The sequence below is a fragment of the Methylobacterium sp. FW102-HT35C08 genome (assembly GCF_058790235.1).
The window spans coordinates 5,668,244-5,682,050 of sequence record NZ_JBYTCL010000002.1 but is presented as its reverse complement, the minus strand read 5'-3'; the positions used below and the strand labels follow the sequence as shown (position 1 = coordinate 5,682,050).

The 13,807-nt window shown below is 70.8% G+C and carries 10 protein-coding genes; 6 read left to right on the top strand and 4 right to left on the bottom strand.

What is annotated here, in order from left to right:
• Nucleotides 1-165: 165 nt before the first annotated feature.
• Both AC3WSN_RS27210 and AC3WSN_RS27205 read right to left on the bottom strand, forming a co-directional pair.
• Nucleotides 166-1,761: a DHA2 family efflux MFS transporter permease subunit gene (locus AC3WSN_RS27210; protein ID WP_492542212.1), complete on the bottom strand. Its 1,596-nt coding sequence runs from the start codon at nt 1,759-1,761 to the stop codon at nt 166-168.
• A 65-nt stretch (nt 1,762-1,826) separates the two neighbouring features.
• Nucleotides 1,827-3,095, bottom strand: a complete 1,269-nt coding sequence (locus AC3WSN_RS27205; protein ID WP_492542210.1) for an HlyD family secretion protein — start codon at nt 3,093-3,095, stop codon at nt 1,827-1,829.
• A gap of 193 nt (nt 3,096-3,288) precedes the next feature.
• On the opposite strand from AC3WSN_RS27205, the gene AC3WSN_RS27200 reads away from it, so the two are divergent.
• Both AC3WSN_RS27200 and AC3WSN_RS27195 read left to right on the top strand, forming a co-directional pair.
• Nucleotides 3,289-3,942, top strand: coding sequence for an HdeD family acid-resistance protein (locus tag AC3WSN_RS27200; protein WP_492542208.1), 654 nt, complete (start codon nt 3,289-3,291; stop codon nt 3,940-3,942).
• Nucleotides 3,943-4,091: 149 nt separating this feature from the next.
• Nucleotides 4,092-6,566 carry a PBP1A family penicillin-binding protein gene (locus tag AC3WSN_RS27195; RefSeq protein ID WP_492542206.1) on the top strand — a complete coding sequence of 825 codons (2,475 nt, stop codon included), beginning with the start codon at nt 4,092-4,094 and terminating at the stop codon, nt 6,564-6,566.
• A gap of 4 nt (nt 6,567-6,570) precedes the next feature.
• On the opposite strand, the gene AC3WSN_RS27190 is transcribed toward AC3WSN_RS27195, so the two are convergent.
• Nucleotides 6,571-6,999: a DUF1810 domain-containing protein gene (locus tag AC3WSN_RS27190; RefSeq protein WP_492542204.1), complete on the bottom strand. Its 429-nt coding sequence runs from the start codon at nt 6,997-6,999 to the stop codon at nt 6,571-6,573.
• Nucleotides 7,000-7,057: 58 nt separating this feature from the next.
• Here AC3WSN_RS27190 and AC3WSN_RS27185 point away from each other — a divergent pair, with 58 nt between their 5' ends.
• Nucleotides 7,058-7,435, top strand: coding sequence for a hypothetical protein (locus tag AC3WSN_RS27185; RefSeq protein WP_492542202.1), 378 nt, complete (start codon nt 7,058-7,060; stop codon nt 7,433-7,435).
• A gap of 22 nt (nt 7,436-7,457) precedes the next feature.
• Here the strand turns inward: AC3WSN_RS27185 and AC3WSN_RS27180 are convergent, their stop codons facing one another.
• A complete protein-coding gene (locus AC3WSN_RS27180) occupies nt 7,458-7,700 on the bottom strand; it encodes a hypothetical protein (protein WP_492542200.1) in 243 nt (80 codons plus the stop codon).
• 418 nt (nt 7,701-8,118) lie between these two features.
• Between AC3WSN_RS27180 and pcaD the strand changes: the two genes are divergently transcribed.
• The 3 genes from pcaD (at nt 8,119) to AC3WSN_RS27165 (ending at nt 13,714) form a co-directional block, all read left to right on the top strand.
• A complete protein-coding gene (gene pcaD, locus AC3WSN_RS27175; protein WP_492542198.1) occupies nt 8,119-8,916 on the top strand; it encodes a 3-oxoadipate enol-lactonase in 798 nt (265 codons plus the stop codon).
• A 114-nt stretch (nt 8,917-9,030) separates the two neighbouring features.
• On the top strand, nt 9,031-10,392 hold the full coding sequence (locus AC3WSN_RS27170) for an O-antigen ligase family protein (RefSeq protein ID WP_492542196.1): 1,362 nt from the start codon (nt 9,031-9,033) through the stop codon (nt 10,390-10,392).
• Nucleotides 10,370-13,714, top strand: a complete 3,345-nt coding sequence (locus AC3WSN_RS27165; protein WP_492542194.1) for an ATP-binding protein — start codon at nt 10,370-10,372, stop codon at nt 13,712-13,714. The genes AC3WSN_RS27170 and AC3WSN_RS27165 overlap by 23 nt, the downstream gene beginning before the upstream one ends.
• Nucleotides 13,715-13,807 lie beyond the last annotated feature (93 nt).

Here is a 13,807-nt window from a genome sequence, read left to right as displayed (position 1 = left end):
AGGCATCACCCCGTCATTCGGGGGCCGCGCAGCGGAACCCGGAATCCAGAGCCGCCGATGCGTCAGGTCCTGGCACGCGCGGTGTTTCTGGATTCCGGGCTCGCCTGCGGCGCTCCGGAACGGCGGAGCCGGGAGCGCGGTGCTTCCCGAGGCTGATCGTCCGCCTCAATGCCCGCCGGCCGGCGCACCGCCGCCGAGCTTGACGCTCTTCAGGCTCAGCGCCAGCGGCACCGCGCAGGCGGCGACCATGCCCAGTACCCAGAACACGTCGATATAGGCCCAGTAGGCGACCTCCGTGCTCAGCACGCTGCCGATCCAGGCCGTCGCCTGGTTCTGGGCCTCGACGCCGACATAGCCGTGCTCGGAAAAGTACTGCGTCGCCCGCCGCATCGCCTCCTGGTAGGCGGGCTCGGCCGGATTGATGCTCTCGACCAGCCGGCTCTGATGGAACTGGCTGCGATAGGCCAGGATGTTCTGGGCGAGCGAGACGCCCATCGAGCCGCCGACGTTGCGGGCGACGTTGATCAGGGCCGAGGCCTGGTCGGTCTGGTCCTTGCGGATGCCCTCGTAAGAGGCCGAGGTGATCGACAGGAACACCATCGGCAGGCCGATGCCGATCCAGACGCGCGACCACGCGAAGAACGCGAAGGTGGTCGTGCCGTTGAGCCGCGTCAGGTCGTACATCCCGAGCGCCACGATGGTCATGCCGGCGGCGATCAGCCATTTCGGCTGCACGTAGGCCGAGACCCGGCCGGTGAGGAACATCATCACCACCGTGACGATGCCGCCGGGACCGAGCACGAGGCCCGACAGGGTGGCGGTGTAGCCGTAATATTCCTGCGTGATCTGCGGAATGAACTGCGTGGTCGAGATCAGGATCGCGCCGGTGAACATCATCACCAGGAAGCACGAGCCGAACTGGCGATTGCCCAGCAGGCTCAGGTCCACGACCGGATTCTTCTTGTTCAGGAGCCACGGGATCATGGCCACGAACGAGACCACCATCAGCACGCCCGACACGTTCATCAGCGTCGAGGTGCCGAACCAGTCCTTCCGCTGCCCCTCGTCGAGGATCACCTCCAGCGAGCCGAGGAACAGGGCGACCAGAACGAAGCCGACGATGTCGAAGCGGATCCCCTTCCGGACCAGGGCGCGGCGCTCCTTCTTGGCCGCCTCGCTGTCCTCGATGAGCCAGTACATCAGCCCCAGCGCGATCACGCCCACGGGGCCGTTGATCAGGAAGCACCAGTGCCAAGAGGCGTTGTCGGAAAGCCAGCCGCCGAGCGTCGGCCCGATCACCGGCGCCACGACGATGGCGACGCCGTAGAGCGCGAAAGCCTGACCGCGCTTCGCCGGCGGGAACGAATCGGCCAGGATCGACTGGGCGAGCGGGGCCATGCCGCCGCCGCCGAGCCCCTGCAGGACCCGGAACAGCAGCAGCGATTCGAGGCTCCAGGCGAAGCCGCACAGGATCGACGAGATCGTGAACAGCCCCACCGACCACATGAAGAACGCCTTGCGGCCGTAGCGCTTGGCCAGGAAGCTTGAGGCCGTGAGCGTGATCGCGTTGGCCACGAGGTAGCTCGTCACCACCCAGGCCGCCTCGTCGGGCCCGACCGCGAGGCCGCCCGAGATGTAGCGGAGCGCCACGTTGGCGATGGTGGTGTCGAGCACCTCCATGAAGGTCGCCAGCGCCACCACGCCGGCGATCAGCCAGGGATTGTGGCCGCCCGGCGCCTTGCCCGAAGCGGACTTGCCCATCCGTGGCTTGTCCGCATTCGGCTTCCGCCCGGGCGCGGCCGACCCGCCCTCGGCGGCCATCGCGCTCACCGGACCGTTACGGTCGGAACGATCGACATGCCCGGGCCGATCGAGACGTCCGTCGGCCAGTCGCTGACGACGATCTTCACCGGGATGCGCTGCGTCACCTTCACGTAATTGCCGGTAGCGTTCTGCGCCGGCAACAGGCTGAAGGCGGTGCCGGAGCCCGGCTGCACCGAGGCCACCGTGCCGTGGATCTTGCGGTTCGGGTAGGCATCGATCGCAATGTCGACCGGCTGGCCCGGACGCATGTCGGTGATCTGCGTCTCCTTGTAGTTCGCCGTCACCCAGATGTCGTCCGGCACGAAGGTCGAGAGGGTCTGCCCGGCCTGGGCAAGCTGACCGATGCCGCCGGTCAACCGGACGACGCGGCCGGACTGCACGGAGCGGATTGTGGTGTAGCCGAGGTTCAGTTCCGCCTGCTCGACCTGCGCCTTGTCGCGGGCGAGCTGCGCCTCGGTCGAGGCCTTCTGCGCCTGGAGCGAGCCGATCTGCTTCTGCGCGGCGACCACGCTGGCATTGGCGCTCTGCAGCGAGGCCTGCCGCTGCTGCAGCGTCGAGGTCGCCGATTGCGATTGCTGGATCGAGCCCGAGCCGCGCTCGGCGAGGTCCTTGTACCGGGCTGCGTCCTCCTGGGCGAATTTCAGCGCCGCCTCGGCGGTGGCGACCTGCGCCTTCGACACGTCGATGTTGGCGTACTGCGCCTGGATCTGGGCATCGATGTTCTTGATCGCGGCGTTGTCGGCCTCGACCTGGGCTTTCGCCTGCTCCAGGGCGATCTGATAGTCGCGCTGGTAGATCTGGAAGAGGACTTGCCCGGCCTCGACGTGCTGGTTGTCGGTGACCGGCACGTCGACGAGGTAGCCGCCGACCTTGGGCTGGATCGAGATGCTGCGCGCGTCGACGAAGGCGTCGTCGGTGCTCTCGTAAGGGTGCATGTACAGGAGCCAGTAGAAGAACACGCCGACGCACAGAGCGACCACCGCGAGCGCGCCGAGCAGGAACGCGAACGGGTGGCGGCGCAGGATGTTGGGGCGGCGCTCCTCGTCCTCCCGATCGTCCGCCCCGTCGTCGGTCTCCTCCTTCGGCGCGTCCTGATCCGTCTCCTGGTCCTCGCCCTCCGCACCGGGCTTGCGCGCGGTCTCGCGCTCCTGCGCGGGCCGGCCGAGATCCAGGACATCGCGGTCGACGACATCGCGGTCGACCGCATCGACCCGGCCATCGGCCAGCCGCGCGCGCGCCGCCTCGGAGGCCTGCCGCTGATCGTCAAACATGGGAAATCGTCGCCCGGTGGGCCGGCCCCCAAAGGTGGCCGGACAGTGCATAACGCCCGCCTCGCACTGCAAAAGCCGAGCGCTGGCCCAAGGTTCCATGGTGCGGCAGTCGCCCCTAGGAACGCTTGCCGCACTGCGGCGTTCTGCGCCGGGAACCTCTGCCGCTCACGGCTGCCAAGTTCGGAGTTTCGCTATGACCAGCAGTCCGACACCGAATTCCGGCCCTACGGCCACGTCCCCGTCCGGCGTCCCGCTCGTCGGCGTCGCGCGCCTCGACGCCATGAGCGCGGCGCTCGCCCGCAACTGGTGGCTCATCGCCCTGCGCGGGGTCATCGCGATCCTGTTCGGCGCCGTGGCCTTCATCGCGCCCGGCGCCTTCGTGCTCTCGCTGGTGCTGTTCTTCGCCGCCTACATGGTCGCCGACGGCGTCTTCGCCATCATCGGCGCGGTCCGGGCGGCGCAGCGTCACGAGCGCTGGGGCTTCCTGCTGCTGGAAGGCCTCGTCGACATCATCGTGGGTGTCGCGGCGGTTCTGGTCCCGGCGGCGGCGGTCTGGGCCTTCGTGCTGCTGCTCGCCGTCTGGGCCCTGGTGACCGGCGGGCTGATGATCGCCGCCGCCTTCCGGCTGCACCTCCATTACGGCCGCTGGTGGCTCGTCCTCGGCGGCATCGTGTCGATCCTGTTCGGGATCGCGCTGATCCTCGAGCCGGGCATGTCGGCCCTGGTGCTGACGTGGTGGATCGGCTCCTACACCTTCGCCTTCGGCGTGCTTCTGCTGATCCTGGCCTTCCAGCTTCGGAGCCGGCACGGGGCCGCCGGGTCGTCCATCACCCCGACCGGGCGCTGATACGAACCGGATCCGTGGCCCGATCCACACGGCCGCGGTGGGATCGTCATCCGGGTTCGATCACGCCGCGGTGATTGCGGGACACGGGGCCTGAAGCAGCCTAGAACACCGCGTCGACCGGAGCGGCCGGTCCCGGACCCTGCAATGCGATGACGCCCGACGCGCCGGAGCGCGCCCCGACCGACGGGCCGACACCGTCAGATCCGAAGGCCGCGCGCCCAGCGAAGAGCGATGCGCCCGACCCGCGCCTAGCCGCCCGCGAGGCGCGGCGCGCTGCTCTCGACCTCCTCCGGCACCTGTGGGTCCTGCTCGCCGCGGGCGGCCGCGGGGTCGCGCGCCTCGGGGGTGCCGCATCCGCCCGCTCCGGCGCGCTCCTGGCGCGCAGGCGCGATCGGGCTCGAACGGAGGCTCGGCCGAGCGTGCCCGCCGCCGACCGGCCTGCCGCCGAAGCGGGGACGCGCTGGGGCGGACAAGTGCGGCGGCGGCCGGTCCTGCTCGCGGCCGGTGCCGCGATCCTGCTGCCGGCCCTGGCGCTGGCGCTCTACCTGCTCGCCGCGCTCCTGACCCTGCCGCCGCTCGGCGGGGCCGTCGTCGAGACCGGTCAGCGGGCGATCACCGTCGAGGCCGATGACGGGCGCGTGTTCGCCACGCGCGGAAGCTTCCGCGGCCAGAAGCTCACCGCCGCCGACCTGCCGCCGCATCTCGCGCAGGCGATCGTGGCGATCGAGGACCGGCGCTTCTACAGCCATTGGGGCCTCGACCTGCGCGGGCTCGTCCGGGCGGCGTGGCGCAACGTCACGGGCGGCGGCGTGCGCGAGGGCGGATCGACGATCACGCAGCAATATGCGCGCCTGACATCGCTCAATCAGGAGAAGACGCTCTGGCGCAAGGTCCAGGAGGCTTTCCTGGCCCTGCGCGTCGAGGCGACGATGAGCAAGGACGAGATCCTGCTCGGCTACCTCGACACCGCCTATTTCGGCGCCGGCGCCTACGGGGCGGATGCGGCGGCGCGGCGCTATTTCGGCAAGCCGGCCAAGGCCCTGAGTCTTCCAGAGGCGGCCATGCTGGCCGGTCTGGTGCGCGCGCCGTCTCAGCTCGCCCCGACCCGCAACCTCGGCGGCGCCAAGGAGCGGGCCGACGTGGTGCTTCAGGCCATGGTCGAGACCGGCGCGATCACGCAAGGAGAGGCCGACGCGGCCCGCCGGCAGAGCGTGACCCTGAAGACGCCGCCCGAGGCGCCGCCCGGGACCAATTACTTCCTCGACATGATCGCCGGCGACGTGAAGCGCCTCGCCGGCAAGGACGGCGACGTCACCGTCCGCTCGACCCTGAACCTCGACCTGCAGAGCCTCGCCGAAGGCGTCGTGGCCCGGCGCCTCGATAAGGACGGGCGGCGTCGTAAGGTCGGTCAGGCGGCAATGGTTGTGCTGTCGAAGGCGGGTGCAATCCTCGCCATGGTGGGCGGCCGCGACTACGAGGACAGCCAGTTCAACCGCGCCGTCCAGGCCAAGCGCCAGCCGGGCTCGCTGTTCAAGATGCTGGTCTACCTGACCGCCTACGAGAACGGCTACAGCCCCGAATCGGTCCTGGTCGATCGTCCGGTCCAGATCGGCAATTGGGAGCCCGAGAACGACGACGGGCGCTATCGCGGCGCAGTGCCGTTGCGGACCGCCTTCGCGCTCTCGATCAACACGGTAGCGGCCCAGCTCGGCCAGGAGGTCGGCATCCCGGCGGTGATCGCCACCGCGCGCCGGCTCGGCATCCAGTCCGACCTGCCGAACGTGCCGAGCCTCGTCCTCGGCTCCGGCGGCGTGACCCTTCTGGAGATCACCCGCGCTTACGGATCGGTCCTCTCCGGCCGAACCCCGCTCCAGGCCTACGGCATCCAGGCAATCCGCGGAGCGGCGCCGCAGCCGCTCTACGTCCAGACCGATCCGGCACCCGGCGCGACGCTCGCGCAGGAGCCGCGCACGATGATGCTCGACTCGCTTCAGGCGGTGGTCGAGTCCGGCACCGGCCGGGCGGCGCGGGTGCCCGGCCAGATCATCGGCGGCAAGACCGGTACGAGCCAGGATTTCCGCGATGCCTGGTTCGTCGGCATGACGCCGGACCTCGTGGTGGGGGTCTGGATCGGGAACGACGACGACAGCCCGATGAGCAGGATGTTCGGCGGGGAGATGCCGGCCGGGATCTTCCACGATTTCGTCCAGCGGGCGTCGGAGAAGCTCGCCAAGGGCAAGCCGCGTCCGTCGGCGGAGCGGGCCGAGCCGGCCCGGGCGGTCGCGGCCGCGGCGGATCCGCCCCCGGCCGGCGAGATCCGGGGCGTGCCGGAGGTGATCGACACCGGGACCCTGAACCTGCGCGGCCGCGTCGTGCGCCTTCTCGGGGTGGAAGGCGAGCGCGGACATCTCGCCCGGCAGCTCGCCAGCTACCTGCGGCGGCGCGAGGTGGTCTGCACGGGCGTCTCCGACGGGGCCAAGGCCCGCTGCCGCATCGAGGGCGACGACCTCGCCGGGCTGATCCTGGCGGCGGGCGGCGCCCGCGCCGCGGAGGATGCGCCGCCGGACCTGCTCGGGGCCGAGGAGCAGGCACGAGCCGAGCGGGTCGGCCTGTGGGGCCGGTAGGGCGTCAGGCCCGGCCGAGCTTGGCGAGCGTCAGCGGGTCGGGCGAGCCGCCGAAATAACGTGCCAACGCTTCGGCGAAGAGCGGCTCGTCCGGCGCGGCGGCGGCGAACAGCGTCATGCTGGAGCGGAATTTGACGTCGTCGGGCGCGCCGAAGATCGCGTGCGCCGATCGCCCGGCCACGGCGTTGACGGCCTCCGTGCAGCTGCGCAGGCGCGCGCCGAGCACCGGATGCGCGCAATAGGCGCGCGCCTCGCCCAGGGATCCGATCGCGTAACGCTGCGCCATCGGGCTGGAGCCGAGGCCGGCGATCTGCGGGAAGATGAACCACATCCAGTGGCTGCGCTTCGCCCCGGCCTGCAGCTCCGCGAGGGCGCGGGCGTACACACCCTCCTGCGCGGCGACGAAACGGTCGAGATCGTAGGGCTCGGCCATGTGGTGCTCCTCGACATCGCTCCCTGACGCACCGGCCGCCCTGGTGTATGCGGCCGCCATGCTCGGAATTCTCATCAGCTTCATGATCGCGAACCCGGCGGCGAGCCACGCGATGACGGCGGTTCTGGAGACCGCCGGGATGGCCGCGGCCCTGATCCTCCTGCGCACGCCCCGTCCCGAGGGCACCGCGGCGCTTCTGGTCTCGACCTACTATTACGGCCGCGAGGCCGGACAGCGCGAGCACGACATCAAGCATGCCGGCTGGGACGCGGTTCAGGCGCATCTCGGCGCCGAGTTCCTGTACGGCTGGTCCGTGCCGAACCTGCAGCAATGGATCGCGCCGACCTGCGCGGCCTGGGCGGTGGCGGCCGCGCTCTATCTGATCCGGTCGCGGGGAGCGCGGCTCCCGGCCGCCGCGCTGGGACGCCGCCCCTAGTCTCCCGTCGGCGCCGCGGTGCTCAGCCCCGCGTGAACGACCCGTCCGGCGGCCCGATCTCGCTGCGATCGCCGAGAAGCCGCCGGCCCGAGGCGATGATCTGCACCGTCTCCCGGCTGCCGCACTGACGCCGGGCCAGCGCCTCGATGTCACGCAGGTAGTCGATCACCGGGCCGCGCTGCTTCTCGCCGCGGCCGATCACCGGCTCGACCTTGGCGGTCACCGTTCCGGCAACCGAGTCCCAGAAATCGGCGGGGTTTCCCATGGACTTTCCGATCGAAGGCTCGTGCATCGCTCGTCCCTTCCGGCTCACGGGCGGCTTGTCGGGCCATTCGGGAGGGGCCGCATTGACCCATGTTGAAGGCCGGGCCGGGATCGCCCGTCCGCAGCGCGCGGCTCACTGCATCGTCATGGCGGGGCGGCGCTGCACGGGGTCGAGCTCGGTCCCGACACACGGCAGGGGACCGACATCCCGTCCGATGGTTTGCCAGCTCACGGCGACCTCGCACCTGGGGGACGTGCGGCTGCGAAATCCACGGAGAGCGCCCCTGCTCGATCGCCAAGGCCGTGAACGGGCGCATCGTCGGGAGCCTCGACACGCTGGCGCGGGGCCTATCTTGACGGAACCTGCCTCCTGACGGCGTGACGCGCCGTGGCCCGGACCTGCACTCGGAGATCATCGCATGCCGCAGATCACCATCGGCGGACTCTCGTTCCGGTACCTCCTCGAGGGGCCCGAGGGGGCCCCGGTCGTTGCCTTCTCGAACTCGCTGGGTGCGACGCTGGAGATGTGGGATGCCCTGCTGCCGGCACTCGGCGGGCGGTACCGGACCCTCCGGTACGACACGCGGGGCCACGGCGGCTCGGAGACGCACGACGCGCCCACGGAGATCGCCAGCCTGGCCCAGGATCTGTCAGGGCTGCTCGATGCCCTCGGCCTCGGCCGGGCCCATCTGGTGGGCCTGTCGCTCGGCGGCATGACCGTGCAGGCGCTCGCGAGCGCCGATCCCGCGCGGCCGCTCAGCGCGACCCTCATGGCGACCGCCGCCTCCATGCCGAGCGCGCAGACTTGGAACGAGCGCGCCGAGACCGTGCGGGACCAGGGAACCGCGGCGGTCGTCGAGGCGACGCTGGGGCGCTGGTTCACCGCGGATTTCTCGCAGCGCGCGCCGGAGACGGTGCAGGCGATCCGAGACCATTTCCTCGCCTGCGACCCGGCAGGTTACGCGGTCTGCTGCGGCGCGATCGGACGCATGGATCTGCGGCCGGCCCTCGCGGCCATCACGGCGCCGACCCTGGTGATCGCCGGACGCGACGATCCGTCGACGCCACCGGCGATGGCCCAGGAGATCTGCGACGGGATTCCCCAGGCCGAGCTCGTGGTGCTGCCGCGGGCCGCCCATCTGCTAGCCGTCGAGCGCGCCGAAGCCGCCGGCGGCTATCTCCGCGCCTTCCTCGACCGCAACACGTCAGGAGGTTGAACGGCTCGGCGCGATCCGGACTCTCGCGCCTCCGACCCGAAGCCGATTCTCAACCATTGACTGTCAGTCTGACGGCTGCGGGCCTGCGTCATCGGCCCGCGGAGCCCGCGTATCATGGCCCATACCGCAGCGCCTGGCGCCCCGGCTCCGTCCGGGGTGACGGCCGGCATCCCGCTCCGGGCGGCCATCGAGGGCTTGGCCAAGGCGCTGTTCGCGGCCTTCATCTTCTTCGCCTGCTTCGCCTTCTCCGAGACGTCGCCCTACGACGCCGTGGCGATCCCCACGATCGTGCTGTGGCTCTGCCTCGGCGTGCGCCTCCACCGCGGGACGGTGCCGCTGCTCGCGCTCCTGCTGCTCTACCTCGCGGCAATCGTCACGGCGCTGCTGCCGTACCTCAACGAGGATTTCCCGGTCACCTGGACGATCCAGCTGATCTACCTCACGGTCACCTGCATCTTCTTCGCGATGTTCTTCGCGGACGACACCCACGCCCGGATGGAGCTGGCGCTCAAGGCCTACACGGCGAGCTGCGTGTTCTCGGCGGCGCTCGGCATCGTCGGCTACCTGCAATGGCTCGGGATCGAGGACCTGTTCTACAAGTACGACCGCGCCTCGGGGACATTCCAGGACCCGAACGTGTTCGGCTCGTTCCTGACGCTGGGCGCCCTCTACCTGATGCACGGCCTGCTCACCGGCTCCACGCGGCGGCCGCTGGTATCGCTCGCCGGGCTCCTGATCATCGTCGCCGGCATCTTCCTGTCGTTCTCGCGCGGCTCCTGGGGCGGCAGCGTCGTGGCGGTGCTGCTGATGGTGGGGTCGGTCTACGCGGGCAGCACCTCGCCCCGCCTGCGCCGCCGCATCGCGTTCCTGACGCTCGCGACGATCGTGCTCGGCACCGTGGCGGTGATCGCCCTGCTCTCGGTCGACCACGTCCACAAGATGTTCGAGACCCGCGCCGCCCTGACCCAGGATTACGATCAGGGCGAGACCGGCCGCTTCGGCAACCAGATCCGGGGCTTCGCCATGCTGCTGGAGCGCCCGTTCGGGATGGGGCCGATGCATTGGCGGCTGATCTTCGGGCTGGAGCCGCACAATTCCTACATCGGATCCTTCGCCAATGGCGGCTGGCTCGGGGGCGCGGTCTTCATCGGGCTGGTGCTGACCACGAGCGTGGTCGGTTTCCGGCTCCTGATGCGGCCGTCGCCCGTCCGGGCGCACGCGCAGATCGTCTGGCCGGCGCTGCTGATGTTCTTCCTGCAGGCCTTCCAGATCGACATCGAGAAGTGGCGTCACGTCTACATGATGCTGGGCATGGTCTGGGCGCTGGAAGCCGCGCGGGTGCGCGCTGGCACGCCGCAGGCCGGGCGCGCTTGTAACGCGGCCGCGGCCGGGTCATCGCTGGCCCGCGGCCGAGCTGATCCCCGAGCGGCGCAGCCGCATCGGGAGGCGGTACGTGACGACACAGCCGGACATTGAGGAGGATCGGCTCGCGGCCCTGCACGCCCTGGGGATCCTGGACACCCCGCCCGAGCCGCACTTCGACGCCGTCTGCCGCACCGCCCGCCGCCTGTTCGGCGTGCGCAGCGCCTTCGTGGCGCTGATCGACGACACGCATCAATGGCTGAAGACGCCCTGCGCCGACGTTCCGGCCCAGATGCCGCGCGCGGAGAGCTTCTGTCAGCATACGATCCGCGGCGACGCCCTGCTGGTCGTTCCCGATGCCCGGCTCGATCCCCGATTCCGCGACACGGCCCTGGTGACGCGCGCGGACGGGATCCGTTTCTACGCGGGCGTCCCGCTGAGCCTTGAGAAGGGGCTGCGGGTCGGCACGTTCTGCCTCGCCGATCCCGAGCCCCGCGCCACCTTCTCGGAGGCCGACAGGGCGGCCCTGCGCGACCTCGCCGAGATCGTCGTGGCCCATCTGCGCCTGACGGAGGCCAATGCGCGCCGGGGCCGCGAGATCGAGCAGGGCGCCATCCGCGAGGCCCTGATTCGTGAGCAGCACCGCGAGATCAACGCCCGCGCCCGCGCCCAGGAGGCGGTGAACCACCAGCTCACCATGGCCGAGCAGCTCGCCAGCATCGGCAACTGGCGCGTCGAGTTCGCCGACGGCCGGCAGGTCTGGTCGGCCAGCCTCCACGCGATCGCCGGTCGCGACCTCGATACGCCGCCACCGCGCCTCTCAGACTTCGCGCAGATCTACCATGCCGACGACCGGGCCGGCGTCGAGGCGATCGTCGCGGACGCCATTGCCCACCGCAGGAGCTTCGACTTCGAGGCGCGGCTGTTGCGCCCCGACGGTCAGACTCGCCACGTGGTCGTCCGCGGGATGGTGCGCGGGGATGGCGCGGTCGGCGGCCTCGTCGGCGTGCTGATCGACGTCACCGAACGTCGGCGCGCCGAGGACGAGGTCCGCCGCAGCGCGCTGCGCTACCGCGGCCTCGCGGAGACGCTGCCGCTCCTGGTCTGGACCATGCAGGTCGGCGACGGGCAGGCGACCTACGCCAACGCGCAGTTCCACAGCTACTACGGACCGATCGGGCCGGAGCGGGCCGAGCGCCTCGTCCGCAACCATCCGGAGGATGCCGCCGCCATGGAGGCGGCCTGGAACCGGGCCGTCGAGACCGGCACGGGCTACAGCGGCCAGTGGCGGATCCGGCGCCACAACGGCGTCTATCGCTGGCACAAGATCTCGCTGATCCCGATCCGGCTCGATCCCGCCAACGGGGCGGTGGCGGAGTGGCTCGGGACCGCCCTCGACGTCGATGACATCGTCACGGCGCGGCTGGCGGTCGAGGAGGCCCGCGGCCTGCTGGGGATCGCCCTGGATGCCGCGGGCGCCGGCACCTGGGACTGGGACATGCGCACGGGGCTCGCGACTCTGAGCCCGGAGAGCGCGCGCATGCACGGCCTCCCCGATTCCGGTGAACCCCACACGCTCGCCGCGGCGGACTGGACGGCGCTCCTCCACCCCGACGATGTCGGCGATGTCTGGAACGAGATCCGGCGGGCGGTGGAGACCTCCACCACCTACACGGCCGAGTTCCGGGTGGGTGAGCGCTGGCTCTACGCCCGCGGGCGCACCGTGTTCGGGCCCGAGGACCAGCCGCAGCGCATGGTCGGCCTGCATCTCGACATCACCGAACGCAAGGCCGCCGAGGCGGCTTTGCGCGCGGCCACCTGGGACGCGGAGGCAGCACGCGCCGAGGCCGAGCGGGCGAGCGTGGCCAAGAGCGAGTTCCTGGCCGCCATGAGCCACGAGATCCGCACGCCGCTGAACGGCATCATCGGCTACGCCGATCTTCTCCTCGACGAGAGCACCATCCAGAACGAGGACCGGCGCCGCCTGGAGCTGATCCAGAGCTCGGGCGCGGCGCTGCTCACCGTCGTCAACGACATCCTCGACTTCTCAAAGATCGAGGCCGGCGAACTCGCCCTCGATCCGGTCCCTTTCCCGCTGATCTCGATCGTGGACAGCACGGTCTCGATCGTGCGCGGCAGCGCGATCCGGAGCGGCCTCGCCATCGAGGCCCAGATCGATCGGACGCTCCCGAACTTCGTGGTCGGCGACCCGGGCCGCCTGCGGCAGGTCTTGCTGAACCTCCTCAACAACGCCGTGAAGTTCACCCCCGCCGGCTCCGTCACCGTGACCGTGCAGCGGGAGGGTGAGAGCCTCGCGCCCGACGGCAGTCCCGGCGACGTCGTCCGGTTCGCCGTGACCGATACCGGAATCGGCATCGCGCCGGCGCAGCAGGACCGGCTGTTCAAGCGCTTCAGCCAGGTCGACGGCTCGATCAGCCGCCGCTTCGGCGGCACCGGCCTCGGCCTCGCGATCTCCCGCCACCTCGTCACGCTCATGGGCGGCGAGATCGGGGTCGAGAGCCGCGAGGGCGAGGGATCGACCTTCTGGATCCGACTCGTCCTGCCGCGAAGCGCCGAGGTCGCCGACGCGAACGGCGTGCCTGCCGGCGACGACACGGCCGCGGCGCGGCGATCGCCGCCGGTCGTGGAGGCCGCGGCCCACGTAGCTCCGAAAGTGGCGCCGCTCCGGTTGCTCCTCGTGGAAGACGTGCCGCTCAACCAGGAACTCGCCTGCGCGGTCCTCGAATCGCAGGGCTACGCGGTGGACGTCGCCGGGGACGGGGCCGAAGCGATCACGGCAGTCGGGACATCGGTCGCCGCGGGCCGTGCCTATGACCTCGTCCTGATGGACGTCCAGATGCCCCTGGTCGACGGGCTGACCGCCACCCGCCGAATCCGCGCGCTCGCGCCGCCGGCCTGTGACATCCCGATCGTGGCGATGACCGCCAACGTCCTGCCGGCGCAGATCGAGGAGCTGCGCGAGGCCGGGATGGACGATCATGTCGGCAAGCCCTTCCGCCGGGCGGACCTCTTCGCCACGATCAGCCGTTGGACGGCGCCGGGCGCACGCCGTCCGGCACGCTCGGAGGAGCCGCGCCGCCGGGCGCAGATCGATTCCGCCATCCTCGACGCCTCGGTGCTCGGCGAGATGGAGGTGAGTTTCGGATCCGACCGCGTGACGGCCCTTCTCGATCTCCTGGCGAATGAATTGTCGGAGCGGTTCCGGCCGAGCGAGACCGACCGGCTTCAAATCGCCCACGACGCGCACGCGCTGGTGGCGGCGGCGGGGCTCCTGGGCTTCGTCGGCCTGTCCAGCCTGTGCCGCGAGGTCGAGGCCGCCGCTCATGCGGGCGCCGACCTGATGCCGCTGATCCGGCGCCTGGAGGTCCAGCGCGCAACCGCCTTGCGCGCCATTCGCCAGCTGCGCGCGGCGTAAGCCCGGATACGGATTGTGGGCCGGAGCCCCTCCCCGGCCGATGGCTTCGCGCACAGCGGCGGAGCGACGCTATCCGGCCTGCACGACGCCGAC